The organism is Candidatus Paceibacterota bacterium, assembly GCA_035452965.1.
GTDB lineage: Bacteria > Verrucomicrobiota > Verrucomicrobiia > Limisphaerales > UBA8199 > UBA8199.
The window spans coordinates 274,545-296,926 of record DAOTCE010000005.1; the positions used below are offsets into that span (position 1 = coordinate 274,545).

At 61.6% G+C, this 22,382-nt stretch carries 19 protein-coding genes; 11 read left to right on the forward strand and 8 right to left on the reverse strand.

Translation table 11 applies throughout. From position 1 onward, the window contains the following. Window positions 1-6: 6 nt before the first annotated feature. A complete protein-coding gene (locus P5205_07390) occupies window positions 7-615 on the reverse strand; it encodes an AraC family transcriptional regulator (GenBank protein ID HSA10181.1) in 609 nt (202 codons plus the stop codon). An 839-nt stretch (window positions 616-1,454) separates the two neighbouring features. Between P5205_07390 and P5205_07395 the strand changes: the two genes are divergently transcribed. The 8 genes from P5205_07395 to P5205_07430 all read left to right on the forward strand — a co-directional run bounded on the left by P5205_07395 (window position 1,455) and on the right by P5205_07430 (window position 9,211). After that, complete coding sequence (locus P5205_07395) at window positions 1,455-2,207, forward strand: methyltransferase domain-containing protein (protein HSA10182.1); 753 nt, start codon at window positions 1,455-1,457, stop codon at window positions 2,205-2,207. A 28-nt stretch (window positions 2,208-2,235) separates the two neighbouring features. Then, on the forward strand, window positions 2,236-3,348 hold the full coding sequence (locus P5205_07400) for a hypothetical protein (GenBank protein ID HSA10183.1): 1,113 nt from the start codon (window positions 2,236-2,238) through the stop codon (window positions 3,346-3,348). Continuing rightward, window positions 3,345-4,157 carry a type II secretion system protein gene (locus tag P5205_07405; GenBank protein HSA10184.1) on the forward strand — a complete coding sequence of 271 codons (813 nt, stop codon included), beginning with the start codon at window positions 3,345-3,347 and terminating at the stop codon, window positions 4,155-4,157. Before P5205_07400 ends, P5205_07405 begins: the two co-directional genes overlap by 4 nt. 6 nt (window positions 4,158-4,163) lie before the next feature. Beyond that, on the forward strand, window positions 4,164-4,553 hold the full coding sequence (locus P5205_07410; protein ID HSA10185.1) for a hypothetical protein: 390 nt from the start codon (window positions 4,164-4,166) through the stop codon (window positions 4,551-4,553). Between the two features lie 217 nt (window positions 4,554-4,770). Beyond that, window positions 4,771-6,123: a tRNA (N6-isopentenyl adenosine(37)-C2)-methylthiotransferase MiaB gene (miaB, locus tag P5205_07415; protein HSA10186.1), complete on the forward strand. Its 1,353-nt coding sequence runs from the start codon at window positions 4,771-4,773 to the stop codon at window positions 6,121-6,123. 255 nt (window positions 6,124-6,378) lie between these two features. Beyond that, on the forward strand, window positions 6,379-6,942 hold the full coding sequence (locus P5205_07420) for a hypothetical protein (GenBank protein ID HSA10187.1): 564 nt from the start codon (window positions 6,379-6,381) through the stop codon (window positions 6,940-6,942). A 31-nt stretch (window positions 6,943-6,973) separates the two neighbouring features. Beyond that, window positions 6,974-7,915 carry a glycosyltransferase family 9 protein gene (locus P5205_07425; GenBank protein HSA10188.1) on the forward strand — a complete coding sequence of 314 codons (942 nt, stop codon included), beginning with the start codon at window positions 6,974-6,976 and terminating at the stop codon, window positions 7,913-7,915. A gap of 195 nt (window positions 7,916-8,110) precedes the next feature. Beyond that, the gene (locus P5205_07430; GenBank protein ID HSA10189.1) at window positions 8,111-9,211 is read left to right on the forward strand and encodes a hybrid sensor histidine kinase/response regulator; all 1,101 of its coding nucleotides are present in this window, start codon (window positions 8,111-8,113) and stop codon (window positions 9,209-9,211) included. 22 nt (window positions 9,212-9,233) lie between these two features. On the opposite strand, the gene P5205_07435 is transcribed toward P5205_07430, so the two are convergent. The 4 genes from P5205_07435 to P5205_07450 form a co-directional block, all read right to left on the reverse strand. Then, window positions 9,234-10,091 carry a hypothetical protein gene (locus tag P5205_07435; protein HSA10190.1) on the reverse strand — a complete coding sequence of 286 codons (858 nt, stop codon included), beginning with the start codon at window positions 10,089-10,091 and terminating at the stop codon, window positions 9,234-9,236. 215 nt (window positions 10,092-10,306) lie between these two features. Next, on the reverse strand, window positions 10,307-11,197 hold the full coding sequence (gene sucD, locus P5205_07440) for a succinate--CoA ligase subunit alpha (GenBank protein HSA10191.1): 891 nt from the start codon (window positions 11,195-11,197) through the stop codon (window positions 10,307-10,309). A 69-nt stretch (window positions 11,198-11,266) separates the two neighbouring features. Further along, a complete protein-coding gene (gene sucC / locus P5205_07445; protein ID HSA10192.1) occupies window positions 11,267-12,475 on the reverse strand; it encodes an ADP-forming succinate--CoA ligase subunit beta in 1,209 nt (402 codons plus the stop codon). A 58-nt stretch (window positions 12,476-12,533) separates the two neighbouring features. Beyond that, the gene (locus P5205_07450; protein ID HSA10193.1) at window positions 12,534-13,820 is read right to left on the reverse strand and encodes a citrate synthase; all 1,287 of its coding nucleotides are present in this window, start codon (window positions 13,818-13,820) and stop codon (window positions 12,534-12,536) included. Between the two features lie 170 nt (window positions 13,821-13,990). Here P5205_07450 and P5205_07455 point away from each other — a divergent pair, with 170 nt between their 5' ends. Both P5205_07455 and amrS read left to right on the forward strand, forming a co-directional pair. Further along, window positions 13,991-14,254, forward strand: a complete 264-nt coding sequence (locus P5205_07455) for a hypothetical protein (protein HSA10194.1) — start codon at window positions 13,991-13,993, stop codon at window positions 14,252-14,254. A gap of 59 nt (window positions 14,255-14,313) precedes the next feature. After that, entirely contained in the window at window positions 14,314-15,582 is a 1,269-nt protein-coding gene (amrS, locus tag P5205_07460; protein HSA10195.1) for an AmmeMemoRadiSam system radical SAM enzyme, read from the forward strand. Between the two features lie 456 nt (window positions 15,583-16,038). Here the strand turns inward: amrS and lnt are convergent, their stop codons facing one another. Further along, window positions 16,039-17,781 (reverse strand): apolipoprotein N-acyltransferase, encoded by a 1,743-nt coding sequence (gene lnt, locus P5205_07465; GenBank protein ID HSA10196.1) that lies wholly within the window; start codon window positions 17,779-17,781, stop codon window positions 16,039-16,041. Between the two features lie 186 nt (window positions 17,782-17,967). On the opposite strand from lnt, the gene P5205_07470 reads away from it, so the two are divergent. Continuing rightward, on the forward strand, window positions 17,968-20,151 hold the full coding sequence (locus tag P5205_07470; protein HSA10197.1) for a chloride channel protein: 2,184 nt from the start codon (window positions 17,968-17,970) through the stop codon (window positions 20,149-20,151). A gap of 23 nt (window positions 20,152-20,174) precedes the next feature. Here P5205_07470 and P5205_07475 read toward each other — a convergent pair whose 3' ends face one another. After that, a complete protein-coding gene (locus P5205_07475; protein HSA10198.1) occupies window positions 20,175-21,224 on the reverse strand; it encodes an MraY family glycosyltransferase in 1,050 nt (349 codons plus the stop codon). Further along, a complete protein-coding gene (locus P5205_07480) occupies window positions 21,221-22,381 on the reverse strand; it encodes a glycosyltransferase family 4 protein (GenBank protein ID HSA10199.1) in 1,161 nt (386 codons plus the stop codon). The genes P5205_07475 and P5205_07480 overlap by 4 nt, the downstream gene beginning before the upstream one ends. Between the last annotated feature and the right edge of the window lies 1 nt (window position 22,382).

Sequence of the window (22,382 nt, forward strand, 5' to 3'; positions counted from 1 at the left end):
CCAGATTCAACCACGAGTCTTGAGCGGATAAAGTCCGGGGCAACAGCCCATTGTCTGACAGAAAGCCTGGCTGAAATGGCTGAGGCTGGAATAACCCACTTCCAGTGCTGCCTCGGTGACATTGTATCTGCCGGTCCGCAGTAACTCCGCGGCCCGCTCCATGCGCAGCTTGCGCAAATACTGAGGGATGGTCATCCCCATCTCAGTCGAGAATGTCCGGCTCAGATAGAATGGGCTGCAACCGACTTGCCGTCCGATTTCCTCAAGACTGGGTGGTTCCGCCAGATGGGCGCCCAGCAGTGCGATTACCCGATCCACCCGCTCTCGCGCCACGCGTTTTTGGCGGTCGCACAGCAGTTCATCCTCGCCGCGTAGTTCGAAGAAGAACTCACTCATCAGCGCCAGCATGCGGCTCTGATACCACAAAGAACGTGCGCAATCAGGGCAGGGAGGCTGCCGCAGTCGCGCCAAGTCCTGTTCCTGGCTCGCGCTGAGCCGTTGCACGGCGCTCAGGCCAGGCTGGCGGCCGCGCTCTGCCAGGAAGCGTTCGACCGCGGGATGCAGCGCCCCGTCGAAACCGGCCAGGCGCTCGCGCAGAAATGTGGCGGAAAACACGATAGTGACAAAGCGATGCCGCTGGCCAGGCAGCCGCCAAGCCCGGAGCCCGGCCCTGCCTGGCAGGTAAAATCCCGCAGTCAGAGGTTGGAAGTCCGCCCGATTGTCGCCGCAACAGACCGAACCTCCACCGGTCAAATTCAGGCAAAGCTCGAGGCTCTCCGAATGAAATCTGTGGCCCCAATCAAAAGCGGTCCCCGATTCAAAGTCATGCCACTCAACAGTTACGCCCGCCTGGCGCGTTCCGCCATAAAGGAGCTTCGTCCTGCCGTCGGCCCGCCGGCACAAAGGCTGAGCTTGGGCGGTTAGCTTCGAAGGCGTCCTGTCTTCCCAACGGTTTTGTTTGTCCCAGTCCAACTGTCGTGACTGATGCGCCATAACGAACAGGGAAGGATAGTATTGCGACTGAGTCTCATGTGCAAGTAGTAATCGCGTCGAACTTCCAGGCCTTCCAGCCCAGCTCTACTCGCCATCACGGCAATGGCGCCATCGCGTCGCGGGTGCCTATAAACTGGATACTCAGGAATATGGGAGTTTTCTAACACCCAAGTAACCTAATTCAAAGAGCTGCGTCGCAACCTGGGAGAATTCCGTTCTGCGTTGAGTTTGACTTAAGTCAACAAACGAGCCGGTTCTGCAACCAGCCGACAACTCATCGCAAGCCACCGATAGCAGAGAGGTTGATGGCAAGTATATGTTGAAGGTGTATGAAAGAACTGTCGCTCATTGCTCCGTGCGAGATCAAAGCCGCGGAACTTACTGACAATACCAAGAAGAACTGCGCCGTTTGCGCTTCCGATTCCGAAACCCAAGGTCCGCCGCGGGACCATACGCACAAGATGCCTGGCCATTGGTTGCTGGCCCAAATGGGCAAACGTGTGTTGCGGCCCGGCGGATTGGAATTGACCCGCGTTATGCTGGAACGGCTAAACATCCAACCGCGCGACGCAGTGGTGGAATTCGCCCCAGGTCTTGGCGTCACGGCGAAAATGACATTGACCCGGCAACCGGCCAGTTACATCGCCGTCGAACGCGACGAAGCCGCCGCGGCCGAGGTTCAAGCGTATCTCACCGGTCCACGCCAGCGTTGTCAGTCAGGCAGCGCGGAACAGACAGGATTACCAGACCATTCCGCTACGGTGGTCTATGGCGAAGCCATGCTGACGATGCAAGGGCCGGAGCAAAAGCGCCGGATTGTGGGCGAGGCCTTCCGATTGCTCAAGCCCGGCGGACGTTACGGCATCCATGAGTTAAGCCTTACGCCCGACGACCTGCCGCAAGCGGTGCAGGAAGACATCAGCCGCGAGATGTCGCGAAATATCCACGTCGGCGCGCGCCCGCTGTCGGCGCGTGAATGGCGCGAGTTGCTCAGGGGCGCGGGCTTCAAGATTGAATCCGAGGCTACCGCGCCGATGCACCTGCTCGAACCGCGCCGGATGGTGCAGGATGAGGGGTGGTGGCGCGCGCTACGGTTCGTGTTTAACACCATGCGCGCGGCCGAGGCCCGCCGGCGCGTACTGTCCATGCGCCGGATGTTCCGCAAACACCGTCGGCATCTGGCCGCCATCTGTTTCATCGTCCTCAAACCCTGAACCAATGCATAGGAACCATTGGTCCATTATGAGCATTAGACCTTTCGCCTCCATCCTCACGGGACTCTGGCTATCGACACTGCTTATGGCCTCGCCGGCGCGGGGGGCGTCACTCAGTTTCCAGCTCCTGACATGGAATGACGCCCAAGCGACTGCGGAACTGCCTTCCGCCGCGGGGCGAAAGCCGTCCGCCACGATGCCGACAGCGGGCGACTGGCTGGTGTTCACCGACGACGACGTGCTGCTGGCGGCGGGGAACAACCCCGCCGGCGCGGTGAGCCACAATCTCGTGGATATCACCGGCTTGGGTGGCGTGGGCTACAATCTCGCGCCGTCGCTCTCGGGCGTGTTAACAATGCAGCTGGAGTCCATAGGAGGCTCGAATTGGTCGGCGAGCGTGACCGCGCTGGCCTACACGGGTCATGCCAATGTCATGCAGGCGATGAACCAGCTCTTGGTGACGCCCGGCAGCCCGGCAACTGTCAACAGCATCTTTAACGTGGATGGAGTGGGCAACTCCGGCCAATGGACGGCTAGTGCCGCGAACAACTGGGCGATTCAGTACACGTTGGACTTCTATCTGGCAACCACCGCCGACGGCGATCCCAGTCCTGAGGACATTGACGCGACGTTCAATGACCGCACGCAGACCGGTTTCCTGATTCCAGTGAGCCAGCTAACGACGAACGGTCTGGTTGGGGTTACCCTCGATGATCCGCTGGGATGGCATGCCGGAGACTTCGAGCAATACCTGCGGGAGCAAATTGCGCCGCGTTTGCCTGCCAATGCGACCTATTTGCTCGTCACGCAAATGGGTAAATCCCAACCCGGCTACGCGGAAGTCGGTCTGCCCATCACCACCAACACGCTGGTCGGCAACACTACCATTGCGTTCACTACGCAAACGTTCGCTTCCGCGCCGCCAGGGCTCTCGCTGCGGTTTACAAACGGACTGCCAGTTCTCCATTTTGGCGGGAGTGTGGGTCAGGGCTATGAGATCCTGCGCTGCGAGAACCTGGTGGACTGGCAGACCATCTCGTATCCGGCGCTGACCTCGCCCGAGGCCGGGGTGCTGGAATGGACCGATTCTAATCCCGCGACGGAACGGCAATTCTACCGTGTGCGGCTGTTGACTCCATGAACATCCACACCCGCCAACGCGGTGGGTTCACGCTCGTTGAACTCCTCATCGTCATCGGCATCATCGCCATTCTGGCGGGGATGCTGCTGCCCGCGTTGGCGGGGGCCAAAGGCAAGGCCCGCCAGACTCAGTGTCGGAGCAACCTGCGGCAAGTCGTTGTTGCCATGTTCCTGTATGCGGACGATCATGCGGCGCGGATGCCCGTGGCCGCTCCACATGAATTGGGCGGCCCGCAAGGTATCGTCCCGGCATCCGACCCGTGGCTGCCCGCGCGGATGTTCGGCGGATCGCTGCGAGCGGAAGATCGCCCGTTGAAAGAGTATCTTGGCTCACGCGAAGTGTTTTGCTCCCCAGCCGACAAAGGCGAGCCGTTGTGGTGGTTTGACACGAAGGACTATCAGGCCAGCTCCTCCTGCTACGAACTCTACGGCAGCAGTTACTTCTACGCGTCGGGGTACAATCGTATTGGCGGCGTTGTGGCGCCGATGGGCATCGCGAAGTTCGTCGGCGTGGAATTCTCATTCGCTGAGTTTGCATCCCGCCCGCTGGGGTTGGGCAAGTCTTTGACCACGGATCATTACCGCCAGCCCTCGAAGAAGGTGGTTATTGGCAGCATCCCGATTCATCGCACTATGAGCGGCGTGGTGGCCATCAGTCGTCGCGCCCAATGGTATAAACCCGACCCAGAGCGGCTGTGGGCCAACGCCGCGTATCTGGACGGCCACGCGGAATTCGTCAGGGTGTTCGCTTACGACACGCAGTACGGTGGCGTGATGACGCAGCCAAGTGAGGTCAACCCTTACTACTGATTCGCCATGATGAAGAAGTGGGCCGCGACAATTGTCTTGCTGGCTGCCGCTGGCGTATGGGGTTGGCAGCTCTTGCCGGGAGGCGCGCCCTCGGAATCGGAACTGCGCCAGACCGGTGGAATAACCGCCGAGGTAATGACCACGCGGGCCAGACCGCAAGGGGTGGAAGTTTCGTGCCGTGTGAGCAACGCGACGGCGCGCGTCGCCTCACAGGTCGTGTTGCGGGTGGCGTTGGTTGATGCTCAGGGACAGACGCTGGCAGTCAACCCGCTGGCGGGCGTGTCGGAGGTTGTCGCAAGCCACGCACGGGAGGCGCGCTTTATGGTTCGGTTCAGCGGACCAGGGACTGATGCCCGCGCCCAAGTCGAAGTCTCTCTGGTCCGTTGGCGCGAGTAGGTCGGCAGGTGGCTCACGGACCGCGGTCATCGTGTTCAGACGTCCTTCCTCCTGGCACAAGAGCGTGATGATTACTCCGCAACGACCGTTGCCGACGCTCCTATACGGCCTTTCTCTGAGTGCCAACCAAATGCCCCGCGGGAGCAGCGAGGCATCCCAGTTCAAACTTTTCAATCCACCGGTCGTGACTTAGCTTGCGAGACAGGTCCTGCCGAATATGCCGAGTGTTTATATCAAGACCTACGGGTGCCAGATGAACGAGCGCGACAGCGAAGCCGTCGCGGCGCAGCTCCTGGCGAAGGGCTATTGCCTCGCTTCATTCGAAGCTGCCGCTGATATTATTTTGCTCAACACATGCAGCGTGCGGGACCAGGCGGAGCAAAAGGCGCTCCGTAAAATGGAGAATATTGCAGCCGAGGCCCGTCGCCGCCGGCCCAATGTGGTGCTGGGCTTCATGGGCTGTGTTGCCCAAAGCCGGGGACAGGAGCTGATTGACCGGCTGCCCGACGTGGACTTGGTGGTGGGCACGCAGAAGCTCCATCGGACCGGGGAGTACTTGGATGAGATTCTCTCGGGCCGGCGCGACAAGGTTGTTGAGATTGCGACAGAGCAGGGGAGTGAAAGCGCGATTCGGGAGCACCTGCTTGACGGTAACGCCAGGAAGTCGGTAGCGGCGTTTGTGAGCATCATGCAAGGCTGCAACCAGTATTGCACGTTCTGCATTGTGCCCTACACCCGCGGTGAGGAGCGCAGCCGCGCGATCCCCGACATCGCCGCAGAATGCCGCCAACTCGTCGCGCAGGGCGTCAAGGAAATCACCCTCCTGGGCCAGATCGTTACCAGCTACGGCCGCGGTGATATCTCCGTGCGCGACGGCAAATCCCCCTTCGTGCAGCTCCTCGAAGCCGTTAACGACATTGACGGCCTCGAACGCATCCGCTTCACCTCGCCCCACCCCAAGGGCTACGGTGACGACCTCGTTGACGCTTACGGCCGCCTGCCCAAGCTCGCCGAAAGTGCCCACATCCCCGTCCAAAGCGGCAGCGACCGCGTCCTCAAGCTCATGCATCGCGGTTACACCCGCCAGCGATTCCTGGCCATTATTGACAAGCTTCGTCGAGTGCAGCCCGGCATCGGCCTGAGCACCGACTTCATCGCCGGTTTCCCCGGCGAGACCGAGGAGGACTTTGCCCAAACGCTTTCCCTTGTGCGCGAAGTCGGTTTCGACCAGGCCTTCGTCTTCAAGTATTCGGCGCGCCGCGATACACCCGCTGCCAACATGCCCGGGCAGGTGAGCCAGGCGGTCAGGGAAGAGCGGAATCAACGGCTGCTGGAGGTGGTGAACGAGCTGGGCGCGCGGCAGCATCAGGGATTCGTCGGCAGGCGGGTGCAGATTCTGGCAGAGGGCCCAAGCAAGAAGAATCCCGCGCGGATGACCGGGCGGACCCGCTGCAACAAGATTGTGATATTCAACGGCTCACCGCGCCATCTCGGGCAGCTTGTGGACGTAAACGTCGCTCGCGCCGGCACGTTCACGCTATACGGGGAAGTCAACGAGGGCCGATGTTGATGCTGTCGGGTTGTTCATCCACAAATGCAATCAGACCCAAAGAAACCGGCTTGGTGCTATCCGACAGCTTCATGGAGGCGCGCCAGGGATTGGGCAGCCGGTAGTGCCAGATGGAGGCGCTTCCTGGACTAACTCTGCTTGGCTTTACGGCGCGATAGGCATTACCCTCGATGAAGCTTCGCAATCAGCGGGCGCCAAACATCCCGGCTTGCGTCGCTCGCGGCTATCTCCCATCCTCCAGCTGCATTTGCTAAGATGACCTTGAAGCTTTCAACCCTGAGCATTCTACTCGGACTGGGCATGGGATTGCCGCAGATCTACGGCATCGTCAAGCCGGCGGCTTTTGCCGGGGCGGTCCGCAAGTTTCCCCGTTCCCTGCCTTGGGGTATTGCGCTCATGGCGCTCGGCACGGTCTGGTTCCTTTGGAACTTGAGCCAGGAGTCCATCGCGGATTTCGCCAGCTACAAGGAATGGCTGTTCGCAGGATTTGCCGGCGTGGGGCTGGGCACATGCATTTTCGTGCAGGATTTTCTGGCCGTGCGAGGCCTGGCGGTAGTGCTGCTGCTGCTGGCCAAGCTGATGGTGGATACCGGCCGTCCCGCGCTGGCGCAGACGCACTGGGTGCTGGTAATCCAGACCTGGGCGTATGTGCTGGTATTCGCCGGCATCTGGTTCACCATCTCGCCTTGGCGATTGCGCAATCTCCTGGCTTGGGGCACCGCGAATGAGACGCGTATCAAGGTTGGTTGCGGGCTGCGCCTGGCGTTTGGCTTGTTCGTAGCGGCGTTGGGGTTGACCGCATTCAGGTCGGTTACATAGGCTCGGGCGCGGGCTTCCGCGCATCGCTCTGGTGAACTCTCCCCAAGGCAAGATTCTGGTCATTCGTGGCGGGGCAATCGGCGACTTCATCCTCACGCTGCCGGCCATCGCCGCCTTGCGCCGGCAATTTCCTGAGGCTCACCTCGAGGTTCTCGGCTACCCACATATTGCCCAACTGGCGCTCGCCGGGGGCCTGGTCAACCGGGTTCAGTCCATCGAGGCTCGATCCCTGGCCGGGTTCTTCGCTCGCGGTGGCGAACTGTCGCCGGACCTCGCGGATTACTTCTCGGAGTTCGATCTGGTGGTGTCCTACCTGTACGACCCGGACGGGATCTTCAGGACCAACGTTGGGCTTTGCACCGGCGCACAGTTTATCCAAGGACCCCACCGCGCCGATGAGCGAACCCGGCTGCATGCTTCGAAGGTGTATCTCCAGCCTCTCGAGCGATTGGCGATATTTGATTCCGACCCAATCCCACGGCTGCTCCTGTCTTCCCGGTTGCCGGTGTCCGACCCTGGCCCCACAAGGCGTGAGGCTCTGGCCCTTCATCCTGGCAGCGGGAGCGAGCGTAAGAACTGGCCGGAGGCGCGCTGGGCCGGGTTGCTGCGGTACTTGGCTAACACGACGGACTTTGATTTGCTTCTGGTTGGCGGAGAGGCAGAGGGGGAGCGGCTTCAGCGCCTGGCCGCCGCGCTGCCACCCGCGCGCACACGGTTGGCGCAAAGCCTGCCGCTCGCGGAGCTGGCCCGCTGCCTGGCTGGTTGCCGAGCTTTTGTGGGCCACGATTCGGGGATCTCGCATCTGGCCGCTGCCGTTGGGTTGGCGGGCTTGGTCCTATGGGGAGACACCATTGAGGAAGTATGGCGGCCGCCGAGTGAGAAAGTGAAAGTGCTTCGGCATCCAGCAGGATTGGCACAACTTCCGGTGGATGAAGCCCTGGGTGAACTGCGAAGCGTGCTGGCCGGAAGCTGAGGGTCGCCTCCCGGGCAGGAGAACAGCCTGTCGCCGGCCCCAGGTAGGCCAGACTGGTGATGTTCGAATGCCGGTGGACAAATGGCCCACTGCTGTCATAGGCTTGCCCAGGCCTGAGACGTCGGCTGGGACTCCTGGGGTGAGTGACGTGGTTTTTGACGGCTCGGCGTGGCGGTCGGTAACGGTCGGCAACAGATGAAACGAATCCTGGTCATAGATGACGATGAAAGCCTGCGCGACATGGTGCGCGCGGCGCTGGATCAGAAAGGCTTTGAGGTGCTCGAAGCCGACAGCGGCGTGGCCGGTATCGAGAAGGCACGCAAGGAATTGCCCGATCTCATTCTGTGCGACGTGCAGATGCAACACATGGACGGCTATCTCACGCTGTCGGTGCTGCGCAACGAGCCCACCACCGCTGCAATTCCGGTCATTCTCATGACTGGCCAGCCGGACCATTCCGGCATGCGACACAGCATGGAGTTAGGCGCGGATGATTACCTGCCCAAACCGTTCACGCTGGACAGTCTTTACGCAGCGGTGAACACGCGTCTCAAGAAGGCCCAGGTGCTGCGCCAGGAAGCGGAGAAGCAACTGGCCGATTTGCGCGATAATATCAGCCTGATGCTGCCGCACGAGCTGCGCACTCCCCTCAATGGCATCCTTGCTTATGGGGAGTTGCTTGCCGTCGAGGCCGGCAGATTGCCGGCGAGCGAAGTCGCCGAGATGGGACAGGTCATCCATGATTCCGGCAAACGGCTGGAGCGGCTGGTGGAGAACTTCCTGATCTATGCCCAGATTGAATTGCTGGGCGCCGACGCGCAAAAGGTCACGGCCCTCCGTCAGAAGGAGACGCGCTCACCCGCCAAGCTGGTTGAGGAGCATGCCCGGGACCAGGCGTACGCGGCCAGCCGGTCAGATGACCTGGTTCTGGACCTGGCTGACGTGCCGGTGCCGATCTCCGCGGACTACCTGGCCAAGATTGTGGATGAGCTGGTTCAAAATGCGTTCAAGTTCTCCGAACGCGGCCGACAGGTAACCGTGACGCTCTCCGAGTCGTCCAATAGCGTAGTCCTCTCGGTTAGCGATCGCGGGCGCGGTTTCTCAACTGAACACATCACCAAGGTGGGCGCGTTCATGCAGTTCGACCGGAAAGTCCTGGAGCAACAGGGGCTGGGCCTGGGCCTGGTTATTGCCAAGCGCCTGAGCGAGCTGCACGGGGGCGCGCTGTCAATCCAAAGCGAGCGGGGCGCCACGACCACTGTGACGGTGAGATTGCCGAAGGCGCCCGCGAGTTAAAGTGGGCGTGCCAAGCGGGAACCTACTGCGGCCAGGCGCTTAGTTTTCGCCCGGCCAATTCACGCAGGATAAGGCGGGGCAGCCAGTGCAACAGCAGGAAAATCAGAACAACTCCGACGATGGGGGCGAAATCAAACCGGGCAACGCGGAGCGGCAGTCCGCGAAGCGGCGCGAGGAGATTGCGGGCCGTGGCGCCAACAAAATCCCACAGGGCATTGGCTCCCACATAGACGTAGCTGGAAATCAGGTGGAGAAAAAGGACGACGGGAAGGAAGAACTGGAGGCTCAAGTATAGCGCTGTTCCAACGAGGGCGCTTTGTTCGACCAGATGGGCAAAGCTGCGTACCCGGCCGGTGATTTCCAATTGCACCAGCAGTGGATACAGGGCCAACCAAAGGCCGGCCACCAGTGCCAGGGGCAGGAGAACCTGCGCTAGCCACGGCCAGCGCGCCACCGGTCCGATGTGGAGACGGAGCAACTTTAGCACGGGATTTGGCTGAGTGTTCCGGCGGCTTATGATGACCAGGACCAGCACCCAGAAATAGCAGATGATCAGGACGCGGGCGAAACTCAGCACCGAGAAGAGCAAGGCCGGGAGGAATAGATTGCCGCGAAAGGCCAGCACGACGAAAAAGAGGTTTAATTTGGGGGTCCAATCGGCCTCGGGGCCGACCTGCTGATAGAGTACTCCGCGCAGCACGAGCAGCATTGCCAGGCCGGCGAGGAGCTGCCATCCCTGCAATCGGCGCGGTCCGGCCCGCCGCAAGGTGCCAATCAGCGTTGCCGGGGTAGTCTCGATCAGCGGATCGAAACGGATGGAACGCCAACTCAACCAAAGCAGCACTCCAACGAAGTTCAATATGAGGTCAATCAGGCCCATGTGAACGTATTGCGCGTTGTGTGTTCCGAGGACTAAACCTTGGGCATTTTTGTGCTGGAACGCAATACCGAACACGTGCCAGGGCCGCGTGTGGTCAGCATTACCAGATCTGCCCGCGAGGGGCGGTTGGGCGCGCAGGATGCCGCGCGCGGTCGCAAGCGTTCGGTCGCTGGTACCTACAAGATGTGTCCGCCGCGTCCCGCCCCCTGCGGCGATCACATCATCTTCAACAGTGTGTCTGCCATGTCGGACGGCGTAGGTGCGACGCCGATGCCCGCCGCCTTGAACGCGGCAATTTTGGCTGCTGCGGTGCCTTTGCCGCCACTTACGATGGCCCCTGCGTGGCCCATCCGTCGTCCGGGCGGGGCGGTCGCGCCCGCGATGAAGCCTGCGACCGGCTTGCGGGCATTTCTGCGAATCCAGTCGGCAGCTTCTTCTTCGGCTGAGCCGCCAATTTCTCCGATCATGATGATGCCATGCGTCTCCGGGTCGGCCTCGAACAGCTTAATGACGTCCAGGTGCGTCAAGCCGTTGACGGGGTCGCCGCCGATGCCGACGGCGGTGGATTGTCCGGCGCCGCGGCAGGTGAGCTGCCAGACAGCCTCGTAAGTCAACGTGCCGCTGCGCGAGACGACGCCGATGTGGCCTTGCTTGTGAATATAGCCGGGGGCAATGCCGATACGGCAGCCGCCGCGCGAATCCTCGCCGGCACCGGGCGTGACGATGCCTGGGCAGTTCGGGCCGATTAATCGGGTCTTCCTGCCTGCCATAGCCCGCTTCACTTTCACCATGTCGTTGATGGGGATGCCTTCAGTAATGCAGACGACTAAGTCCAAACCAGCGTCCACGCCTTCAAGAATGGCGTCGGCGGCATAGGCCGGGGGCACGAAAACGGCGGAAGCCGTTGCCCCGGTCTCTTGCATGGCCTCGGCCACGGTGTCGAAGATCGGGACTTTAGGGTCGAACATCTGGCCGCCCTTGCCAGGCGTCACGCCGGCGACGATTTGCGTGCCATATTCGAGGCTGAGCTGTGTGTGCCGGGCGCCGAAACTGCCGGTGATGCCCTGGACAAGAACCCTGGTGTTGGGAGTCACAAGAATAGACATGATTGGTGATCTTGCTTTCTTTCTTTAGTGGCACACACCCGGCTAATGGCGGCGGGGCACCGGCAGAGCTTACCCGGTGGCAACGGCTTGGACCACTTTCCGGGCCGCTTCGGCCATCGTATCAGCGCGGATGATGGTGAGGCCGGCCGCAGCGAGAGTCCGGTTACCGGCCTGAACGTTATTGCCTTCGAGCCGGACTACCAGCGGGAGGGACAAACCGGTTTCCTTGACTGCGGCGACGATGCCGGAGGCAATCACGTTGCAATCCATGATGCCGCCGAAGATGTTGACCAGGATGCCTTTCACGTTGGGGTCCTGCAGAATGATGCGGAACGCCGCCGCCACCTGTTCCTGGCTGGCGCCGCCGCCGACGTCGAGGAAGTTGGCAGGGCGCCCGCCGAAATGCTGGATTATATCCATCGTGGCCATGGCCAGGCCGGCACCGTTGACCAGACACGCGATGTTGCCGTCGAGTTGGATGTAGTTCAGGTTGAACTTGCCGGCCTCGGTTTCGAGCGGTGCTTCCTCGGCCAGGTCACGCATGGCTTGCAAGTCGGGATGCCGGTAAAGGGCATTGTCGTCCAGGGACAGCTTGGCGTCCACGGCCAGCAAGGCTTCATTGCCTTCGCGAGTGCGGACGATACAGAGGGGATTGATCTCCACGAGGGAAGCATCGCATTCCCACCAGGTTTTGTAGACTCCCAGCAAGACCTTTACCGCCTGGGCAATTAGATCGCCCTTGAGACCCAGCGCGAGGGCCAGTTTGCGGGCCTGGTAGGGCATCATGCCGAGAGCGGGGTCTATGGGCTCTTTGATGATCTTCTCCGGCGTCCTGGCAGCGACTTCTTCGATGTCCATGCCGCCCTCGGTGCTGGTGATGACTACCGGGCGCGACAGCTCACGGTCGAGCAACACGGCCAGATAAAGCTCCTTCCGGATATCCGGCGCCAAGGCGATGATCAACTTCCGCACAAGGCGCCCCTCGGGGCCGGTCTGCCTGGTGACCAGCACATTGCCTAGCATGGCATGAGCCTTCTCGTAAACGTCCTCCGCGGTCTTGCAGATTCTGACGCCGCCCTGAAAACCGCTTTTGAACGTGCCCTTGCCCCGGCCCCCGGCATGAATCTGCGACTTAATGGCGATAATCGTCGCGCCGTCGGCTAGCAGTTGTGCGGCGATAGCCCGGGCAGCGTCCGGCGTTTCGCAGACTTCCCAGGCTGGCTGGGCAACCATGCGCTGGCCCAGCAATTGTCTGGCCTGGTATTCGTGGGTGTTCATAGACGGCCAGCAGCGAGCGGCTGGATCCGCGCATCCAGCAACCTGTGCCCGATGCGGCTCATTGCCGGTCTTTGATGGGCGTGTAGTGGCTGAGCGCGGGGCCGGTGTAGATCTGGCGCGGCCGATAGATGCGCGTGGGGGCGTCCATGACTTCCTTGTAATTGGCAATCCAGCCCGGCATACGCCCGATGGCAAACATCACCGTGAACATCTCGAGCGGAATCCCTATGGCCCGCATGATAATGCCACTGTAGAAGTCCACATTCGGATAGAGCTTGCGCTCGATGAAGTAGGAATCGCGCAGCGCGGCCTCCTCCAGGTGTTTGGCGATATCCAGCAGGGGATCGCTGATGTGGAGCTTGGCCAGGACGTCGTCGCAGGCCTTCTTGATGATCTTGGCCCGCGGGTCGTAGTGCTTGTAGACCCGGTGGCCAAAGCCCATCAGCCGCTTGCCGCTTTGCTTGTCCTTGGCTGCCGCGATGAACCTGGAGCCGTCGTCGCCCGAGGTGTGAATTTCCTGGAGCATCTCGAGCACGGCCTGGTTGGCGCCGCCATGCAAGGGGCCCCAGAGGGCGCAGACGCCGGCGGCCGCGCTGGCGAACAGGTTGGCGCGGCTGGAAGCCACCATGCGCACCGTGGCGGTCGAGCAATTCTGCTCGTGGTCGGCGTGCAGCAGGAAGATCAGATCCAGCGCCTTAACTACCTCCGGCTTCAGATCGTAATCCTTGTTGGGGTGGGAGTACATCATGTGCAGGAAGTTCGCCGTGTACTTGAGTTCGGGCTTCGGGTAAATGGCGGGCAGCCCGCGCGATTTCCGGTAGGCATACGCCGCGATCGTTCGCACCTTGGACAGCAACCGCGCCGCCTGGACAATGAAGTTGTTTCGCAGTTGGTCCGTCAGCAACTCGGGATGGAAACAACTGGCGGCGTTGATCATCGCCGACAGAATCGCCATCGGGTGGGCGTGGGCCGGGAAGCCTTCGAAGTGGTGCTTCATGGCTTCGTCCAACATTTCGTTATCGGTCAGCAGATCGGAGAAGCGTCGCAGTTCGGCGCTGGTTGGGAGCTTGCCCATGATGATCAGGTGGGCGACCTCGATGAAGGTGGAGTGCTCCGCCAGTTCCTCGATGGGAATGCCGCGGTAGCGCAGAATCCCCTGTTCGCCGTCAATGAAGGTGATCTGGCTTTGGCAGGAGCCGGTGTTGCCGTAGCCATCGTCCAGCGTGATGTAGCCGGTTCGATCGCGCAGGGCTGAAATGTCCACGGCGTGCTCTTGTTCCGTTCCTGCGATTATGGGGAGTTGGCAGCTCTTCCCATCCAGTTTCAGTTCTGCGATTTTGTCCATAAACAACTTTGTCTAAAGTCTCAGAGCGGCAAAAGTAATGCAGGGCGAGCCACTGGGGCAACCCTAAACGCGCGATCCGGCGCACTTTTCTACAGTATAGCACAAGAAGGCAAATTCCGTTGACGTACCCCAGGCCCCGGGAGAGAAAATGGGGCTCGTAAACTCGGCTCATGAACAAGCTCAATTACGTCCTCCTCAAGCTGGTGCGCTGGAGCGGTTGGCCGCTCTTGCCCTTGATCGCGTTGTTCCTGCTGACTGGCTACATCATGGATGGCCGTTACGGCTTGAGCCGGTTGCTGGATGAGCGGTCGGCGCTCAGTATTCACCGCATGCTGCATCTGCCGCTGATCGTCCTCATGCTGGCGCATAGCTTGGCAGCGGCGTATCTTGCCTTGCAGCGATGGGGCTGGATCAGGCCCCGCGAACAGCCGTGACCGCGAAATCCGACATCCGAAGCCCGAAGTCCGAAAGTAGATCGAAATCCGAAGTCCGAATGCACAGGCGGCGGGCCTTGTCACGCCGGGCGGCCATCGGGCTCGGGGCGGCGGGCGTGGCGGGCTTGGCCGGAGCGGCGTCCATGTGGGATTACTTCACGCGGTGGCGCGCGTCCGAGGCCCCGGCGGACATCTTCAAGGGCGATGCGCCGAAGGGAGAGGTATGGGAGTTGTGGCGCAAGCGCGGCTGGGTGAGGGAGGGCTCTCACTACCTTAAGCTGGGCCGCAACGTCCAGTGCAAGGTGTGCCCGAACAACTGCCTGCTGGCACCCGGCGACCGCAGCCATTGCCGCAACAAGGTGAATTGCGACGGAAAGCTCTACACGCTGGCCTATGCCAACCCCTGCACGTTCCATGTTGATCCGGTGGAGAAGAAGCCGCTGTTTCATTTCCTGCCCGGCAGCCGGACGTTCTCGCTCGCTACCTCCGGCTGTGTGTTCCGCTGCCTGAACTGCCAGAACTGGGAGATTTCGCAGAAGAAGCCGGAGGAGACCAAAGACCCGCGTGGGGCGGAGTTGCGGATGCGACCGCCTCTGCCATCAGGGTTCTCGCTCGACCAGATGGCGCGCCTGAGCCTGTTCCCAGCCGACGCCGCTGCGGTTGCAGAGGCGCTCGACTGCCCATCGCTCTCCTACACCTATTCCGAGCCGACGGCGTTTTACGAATATGCCGTTGACGCCTGCAAGGCGGCGCGGGAGCGCAAGCTTAGGAACATCGTGGTGAGCTGCGGCTCGATCGAGGACCGGGCGGCGCGGGACCTCTATCAATTGGTGGATGCCGCGCACGTGGACCTGAAGGGCTTCGACGAACAGGTTTACCAGAAGCTCAACTCCGGCAGGCTGCAGCCCATTCTGAACACCCTCAAGATGCTCAAGGAACTGGGTGTCTGGTTCGAGATCATCAACCTCGTTGTGCCGACCTACACCGACGACCTGGGCTTGATCCGCCGCATGTGCGGCTGGATCGCCAAGGAACTGGGGCCCGACCAACCGCTGCACTTCTCGCGCTTCCATCCGCAGCACAAGCTGACCTACCTCGCCCCGACGCCGGTCGAGACGCTGGTAAGGGCGCGCGACGCGGGCCGCAGCGAGGGACTGCGGTATGTTTATATCGGCAACGTGCCCGGTCTCGAAGGCGCTGAGACGACTTGGTGTCCGAACTGTAAGAAAGCTGTCGTTGAGCGTAATATTTATGCCGTCACGGCCGTCAACCTGGCCGATGGCAACTGCCGTTCCTGCGGCACCAGGATCGCGGGGGTGTGGGCATAAGCCGGAGTTGGGCGGGCCCAGCGAAGACTGTTGAAATCGGCGGGATTTGGAGAGACGACGGTCGCAGGGGAATGCCAGCTTCTGCCAGTGTTGTGTAACTGTCTGTCATTGAGGAACTTATGATGGAATGGCCGTCTGGTGGGCCTTTTTGGGCGATTTTGATGTAAGTGCCGCAGTGGTAATGGGATACGCCGAATGCAGCTCGCGATGTCAAGGCTGTATCCACGGTGTGGAGACGGTGTGGATATGGCGCGTATATGGTGAGACTCCCTATTGTACCGTGATCCGATCCCCGCGCAGCGGCAAGTTGCCTCGTCTCCTGCTGGGTGCCACAGGCTGTCAGTGCTGATTGGTTGTCCGATCCGGGAGCATGGAATTGTCCGAGGCGGGGCCCGATGGCGGAGCGGACTGCTTGCCGAACCGCATTGGGACGACGGCGCCATCGGCGAGCGCGCCTTACGATTTGGTCGGGTTGGACGCGGGGCGGTGGGGGCGTTGGCGGCGCAGAAATCGAACGAGGAGGATTACGGCGGTCAGGGCGACACAGGTCCAACCGAAGCAATCGCCGTGGCGGTTATATGGCGTGGGTGGGGGCGATTGGCCGGGGGAGAACAGGGGGACTTCTATCGTCAGGAAGCCGGGACCGTAGATAGTGCCTTGGGCGTCGCGGAAGACTTGTCGCAAACGGCCGTGGGAGTCCACCCAGCCGGTGAGGCCGTTGTTGGAGCAGCGGATGAGGGGGCGGCCATTCTCGACGGCGCGAAAGAGGGCAGAGGCGGCGTGCTGCCATTGGGCGGCGCTTTCGCCGAACCAACCGTTGTTGGTGAGGTTGACGAGGAAGTCGGAGTCCTCGTCGGCGGCCTCGCGGGCGGTGAGCGGAAAGGTGTCCTCGAAACAGATCAATGGCGAGGCTTTTACGTCGGGGGTAGTGAGGGTGAAGGGGATGGGCCGGTCACCGGGGGTGAAACCGCCGCCGATGGGGGTGAACCATTTGAAGAAGGGCAGCCAGCGGACCAGGGGGATGTACTCGCCGAAGATGACAAGCTTGCGCTTGATGTAACGCGAGACGAATTCGCCATCGGGGCTGACGAGGAAGCTGGCGTTGTAGTACTCGAGGTCATCGGGATGCGCGGGTTGGGTGGGGCGGCCGAGATCGTCGGAGCCCAGGAGCAGCCAAACGCGGTGTTGGCGGACAAGGTTGGTGATGGCGGGGTAGATGTTGGTATCCCAGCGGGCGAAGCTGGGGACGCCGGCCTCGGGCCAAATGAGCAAGTCCGTGCGGTTGGTCAGGGCTTGTTCGGAAAGGCCGATAAGATCGCGGAATCGCTGCTGGTCGCGGCTGGTGTCCCAGATGAGGGTCTGTGGGATGCTGGGTTGGACCAGGGTGACCTTCAAAGTGCGGTCGGGCGCGTGGTCACGGGCGAGTTGGCGAAAACCGAAGTGCAGAACGGCAGCCACCACAATGACGGGGAGGATGATCTCGCCGGCCCAGGTAGAGCGGGTGGTAGGTCGCAGCACGAGCATCAGGCCAGCGGAGAGCAGCGAGAGCGACGACCAAACGATGAGGAACGATACGCCATGTACGCCGGTGACGGAGGCGATTTGAATCAGGGGAGTCAGTTCAAATTGAGAGGCCCCTAAGAGGTTCCAGGGAAAGCCGGTGAAGAGGCGGGTGACGATCATCTCGAGGGCGACCCAGAAGACTGCGCCGGAAATGGCCCAGAGGGTCCGGCGGGTCCAACCGCGGGCCATGACCCCTTCGCCGTGTGCCAGAGAGCGGAGGCCCAGTACCTTGGCGCTCTCTTCTGTGTGGGCAGAGGAGCGGAGTCCCTGGCCGTCCGTTGGCGCAAAGGGCCCCCTGCGCGACAGAAGCCAGACCCAGGTGGCCGGGTAGAGAGCGAGATAAGCGCTCAACGAGAGCCAGCCGGCGGCGGGGCCAAGCGGGATTGAATGCCACCGGTAGGGGATCAGGAGCAGCCAGTAGAGAGAGGCAAGGTAATAGGCCAGGCCGGCGATATAGCCGATTCGGAAGCTCTCCCAGCCGGTCTTGCCGAGGGCGGCGGCGAGCATCAGAGCGGGGGCAACCCAGGCCAGGCCGGCAAAGCAGATTTTGGGAAACGAGGCGGCCAGAAGGAGTCCTGCGAGGACTGCTATCAAGTAACGACTGCGTGGGAATGGACTGGCCCAGAATTGCTTCACCGGCTCCAGCTTGCCGATAACGGGGGGAATGGCAAGATCCGGAGTGATGGGGCGGCCGGATGGTGGAGTTTCGGCATAATGGGGTGCTGGAGTATTGGACGTAGTGGATTGGTGGGGCAGAGGGACGGGTGTTGAATTGCGGCTCGTCAAAGAGGCGATTTGTGGCGATATTGAATTGTGCCGTTTTTGAGGGCTAAAAAGGTTGTTGAAGAGGCGCATGCGTTTTTCCTGAAGCACTGGAAGCGGGCGCTGCGTATCCGGGAGCGGATGCGCTTTAGCGAGGACGCATTTCACTTGTTGCTGGCGAGCGGAGTGGGGGTGATCGGCGGCCTGGTGAACATCTGCTTCTACTACGCGACGGAGATGGTGAGGCAGATATGTCTGCGGCAGCCGGGGGAGCTGGTCGAAGTGGCGGAGCAGATGGTGCCCTGGCAGCGGGTCGTGACGCCGACGCTGGGGGGGCTGTGTGCCGGGCTGGTGCTGTATTGGGGTCTGCGAATGGCGGGGCCGCTGCGATCAAGCAACTTGCTGGAGGTGATCGTGGCGGGGGATGGCCGGCTGCCGTTGCGGAGCGGCATCGTGAAGTTCCTGTCGTCGCTGGTGACGATCGGCTCAGGGGGATCCATTGGTCGAGAGGGAGGCATCACGCAACTATCGGCGACGTTCGCCTCGAAGTGGGGCCAGTTGGCGAAGTGGCAGCCGTATCGGCTGCGGTTGCTGGTGGGGTGCGGGGCGGCGTCCGGGATTGCGGCGGCTTACAATGCGCCGATATCCGGGGCGGTGTTTGCGGCGCTGATCGTGATGGGGAATTTCTCCATGAGCCTGTTTGCGCCGCTGGTCTGCGCATCGGTGGTGGCGACGATGGTGTCACGGAGCTTTTTTGGGATCGAGCCATGGTACACGGTCCCTGCCTTTGAGCTAAGGCGCGTAACACAACTGCCGTGGTTTGTATGCCTGGGAATCGTGGCCGGAGGAGCGGGCGCGGTGTTCCTGAAGCTGCTGAATGGCGCGCAAACGGTTTTCCAGAAACTGCCGATGCCGATTTACATTCGGTTAGCGCTGGGTGGGTTGCTGGTGGGACTGATCGCGACCCGGTTTCCCGAAGTGTGGGGCAATGGCTACGTGGCCACGAACCGGATCTTGCAGGGAGAGTATGGCGCGCCGGTGATTTTGGCGGGGGACATCGCGGGCCTGGAGTCTTTGGCTGTGAAGTTGAAGAGGCCGGCCCGGGAGAATGGCGTTTCCGCGTACGTGGCGTCGCAGCTTTCGCCGGAAACGACTGTTCGGCTGAGTGATTACAGGGGGGGCGCGGACGAGCAGTTAGCGCGTGCGCTGGCGGCCGACCTGAACCGAATCATTCGCAGCGGTCCACTCTACGAGAAACAGCGGTTCACGAACGCTACGCTATCCGCAAAGACGAGGCGGCTGTTGACGCAAAAGGCGCAAGGGGCGGACCTGGTCCGACTGAACCGGAAGCTGCTGCTGGATGTGTATGTGGAGGAAATTCCGCACACACACTGGCGCGAGGCAGCGGCGGCAGGATTGCTGTTGCTCGCGGGATTGGTGGTGGCAAAGCTGTTGGCGACGCTGGCGACCGTGGGATCGGGTGCCGTGGGCGGTGTGTTTACGCCGACGCTATTCCTGGGGGCGGGAGTGGGGGCGACATTTGCCTTGGCGCTGCAGCAACTGGGGGCGGGCGAGGATTTCCCGGTGGCAGCCTTCGCCGTGGTCGGGATGGGAAGCATGTTGTCTGCCACCACGCGCTCGCCGTTGCTGGCCATGATCATGGTGTTTGAAATCTCGCTGGATTACTCGTTGATGCCGGCGTTGATGCTGGCGTGCGTAGTGTCCATGCTGGTGGCCCGGCGGCTGCATCCGGCGACCATTTACACCGAGCCGTTGCGGCGCAAGGGATTGATTGTGCCGCAGGAGGTCACGGCATCGGAAGCAGCCGCCGAACGCACCGTCGGCGATCTGATGCGGGCCCCGGTGCCGCCAGTGCGGGAAACGGCCACGCTGCGCGAAATCGCCGACCGGTTCCTGACGGGGGCCAATAACTTCCTGCCCGTAGTGGATGGGAAGAATCAATTGGTGGGTTTGGTGGCGCTCCAGGATTTGAAGGAATATCTGGTGGCGGAGGAGGAATTTCGCGGGGTGATCGCCTATGACGTTATGCGGTCACCGCCGTCGTGCGTGACTCCCAATCAACGCCTGGTGGACATATTGCCGGTTGTGCTTACGAGCGAGCAGCGAAATATCCCAGTGGTTAGCACGCTCAAGGAAAATCGCTTGGTTGGGGCGCTGCCGCGGGCGCAAGTACTGGGGCTATTCTCAGAGGCCATTGCGGCCAGCAGCACCGCGGAGGCGTAGCCGGGGGCACTGCGATGTGAACATCAGCAGAAGTACAGGAGGAAGGCCAAGGCTTCCGCAGCGATCCAGATTAGCACTACGGCCTGCGTTGTGGTGAGACCCCGGCGGACCAGGCGGTGGGAGAGATGGTTGGTGTCGCCTTGGTAGAATGGCTGGCCGATGCGCCAACGGAGCAGGACGACCCAAACCAGATCCATCAATGGGATGGCAAGGACCAGCAGGGGAATCAAGACCGCCCACAGGCGCGGATGGCGCATGGTGTAGAAATGTGGCAGGATGGCAAGAACGGCCAGCAGGTAGCCGACGAGGTGACTGCCCGCGTCACCGAGAAATGCGCGAGCCCGGGGGAAATTGTAGGGCAAAAAGCCGAGCAGCGCGCCGAAAGTGAGGAAAGCGATAAGCCCCACCAGATATTGGTTGTCCGCGGCGGCGATCAAGGCGAAGTGCCAGGCGCCAATAGCGCCAAGGCCGGCACAGAGGCCGTTCATGTTGTCCATGAAGTTGAATGCGTTGATCACGGTGACAATCCACAGGATAGTGACGGCGTAGCTAAATAGAGGACTCGGGATGAAGAGGGTAATGCGAGTGCCGCTGACAGCAACTAAGGCGGCGACGAGGAATTGGCCGGCAAATTTGGTGGCCGGGCGTAGTTCGTGTTTGTCGTCCAGCCAGCCGATCAGCAGGATGCCAAAAGCTCCCAGGAAGATGCCCGCCAGTTCGGTCGCGCGGCGGCCCAATCCATATTGGAGCAGAAAGGCAGAGTTTGGGTCCAACAGCACGAACGGAGGAGGGTTCCCCGAGGCGCTGCTGGGATTGGCAGGATTTACGGTTGCCGCGCCTCCGGTCTTCAACCACAAAAGCGCCAGGCAAGCCAGCAGTGTTGGCAGGAGCAAACCGCTCATAACGGCCAAACCACCAGCGAGAGGGATTGGCTGGTCGTGAATCTTGCGGTGGCCAGGGTCGTCCACCAACCCGGTGCGAAGGCACCACTTGCGCCAGAGGGGCAGGGCCACCAGGACCGTAGTGAACGCGCCGAGGATGGCGAAGAGATAAACGTTGAAAGGGAAGCTCACGCCTGGCGGACTGCGAGACGCAGGTAAAGTTGGTGCAAGTCATCCACCATGCGCTGAACAGCGAAGCGCTCGCGGACAAACTGTTGGCCCTGCCGGCCAAGACGCTGGCGCAGGGCGGGATCTTCGGCCAGTCGGAGCAGCCGATCGCGCAAACCTCGCAGATCGCCCGGAGGCAGTAAGTAGCCCGTCTCGTCCTCAAGGCATACCTCTCCGGCCCCGTCGCAATCATAAGCGACAACCGGTCGAGCCGCAGCCAGGGCTTGGGGCAGGGCACGCGGCAGGCCTTCGCGCAATGACAGGTGCACGAGCAGGTCCATAATGCCTACCAGCGGTGGCACGGCATTCGGCGGCACGAGGCCGGCGAAAACGACGTGTTTCTCCAGTCCAAGCGAGCGCGCCCGGCTCTCCAACCGCCCGCGCCAGGGACCGTCACCCACGAACAAAAGTTTGATTCGAGGACAACTGCGCGTCAATTCAGGTGCGATGGTCAGCAGGTCATCGTGTCCTTTGAGTTCGAAGAGGCGGGCGATTTTGCCGACGACAACGTCGTCCGAGGCGAGACCAAGCCGAGTGCGGAGTTGCAGATCGTTAGTTGAGGATAAGAAGGGTTCGAGGGTGAAGCCGCTGAGAATCTTCGTGTATTGTTCCGGACGTCCGATCCCAGCGGCTAAGTACTGCTCCTGCATAGCTTGGGCCACAACGACGAACTGCGTAGTCACCCGCGCCGCGTAGCGTTCCAAGGCCCGAAAAATGGAGTTGGCCAGGGGGCCTTGAAACGAGCCGAAGGACGGGCCGTGGATGGTGTGAACGATGGTCGGGACCCCCGTCCGGGCGGCAGCCAGGCGTCCCAGAATGCCGGCCTTGCTGCTGTGAGTGTGGACAACTTCAGGTTGGCGGACGCGAAACAACCGGGTCAGCTTCCTCCAGGCCAGGCAGTCCTTCCATGGATGAACGGGCCGAACGAGTTCCGGCACGACAGTGAGAGATTGGGGGTAATCGGCGAAAAGAGGTTCCAGCGATCCTTCCGGCCCGAAGGTGGGACCGGCAACAAGAGTAACGTCCCAGCCTGGCTTCGCGCGCAAGCCCAGGACAGATGCGGCGGTATTCTCCTGGGCGCCACCGACAATCAGGCGCGTGATTACATGTATGACCCGCATT

Bases quoted from the DNA above. Each gene is read 5' to 3' on its own strand.
- P5205_07480 (HSA10199.1), bottom strand. From the start codon at position 22,381: ATGCGGGTCATACATGTAATCACGCGCCTGATTGTCGGTGGCGCCCAG.
- amrS (HSA10195.1), top strand. From the start codon at position 14,314: ATGCACAGGCGGCGGGCCTTGTCACGCCGGGCGGCCATCGGGCTCGGG.
- P5205_07430 (HSA10189.1), top strand. From the start codon at position 8,111: ATGAAACGAATCCTGGTCATAGATGACGATGAAAGCCTGCGCGACATG.
- sucC (HSA10192.1), bottom strand. From the start codon at position 12,475: ATGAACACCCACGAATACCAGGCCAGACAATTGCTGGGCCAGCGCATG.
- P5205_07405 (HSA10184.1), top strand. From the start codon at position 3,345: ATGAACATCCACACCCGCCAACGCGGTGGGTTCACGCTCGTTGAACTC.
- miaB (HSA10186.1), top strand. From the start codon at position 4,771: ATGCCGAGTGTTTATATCAAGACCTACGGGTGCCAGATGAACGAGCGC.
- P5205_07450 (HSA10193.1), bottom strand. From the start codon at position 13,820: ATGGACAAAATCGCAGAACTGAAACTGGATGGGAAGAGCTGCCAACTC.
- P5205_07395 (HSA10182.1), top strand. From the start codon at position 1,455: ATGCCTGGCCATTGGTTGCTGGCCCAAATGGGCAAACGTGTGTTGCGG.
- P5205_07400 (HSA10183.1), top strand. From the start codon at position 2,236: ATGAGCATTAGACCTTTCGCCTCCATCCTCACGGGACTCTGGCTATCG.
- sucD (HSA10191.1), bottom strand. From the start codon at position 11,197: ATGTCTATTCTTGTGACTCCCAACACCAGGGTTCTTGTCCAGGGCATC.
- P5205_07410 (HSA10185.1), top strand. From the start codon at position 4,164: ATGATGAAGAAGTGGGCCGCGACAATTGTCTTGCTGGCTGCCGCTGGC.
- P5205_07435 (HSA10190.1), bottom strand. From the start codon at position 10,091: ATGGGCCTGATTGACCTCATATTGAACTTCGTTGGAGTGCTGCTTTGG.
- P5205_07455 (HSA10194.1), top strand. From the start codon at position 13,991: ATGAACAAGCTCAATTACGTCCTCCTCAAGCTGGTGCGCTGGAGCGGT.
- P5205_07420 (HSA10187.1), top strand. From the start codon at position 6,379: ATGACCTTGAAGCTTTCAACCCTGAGCATTCTACTCGGACTGGGCATG.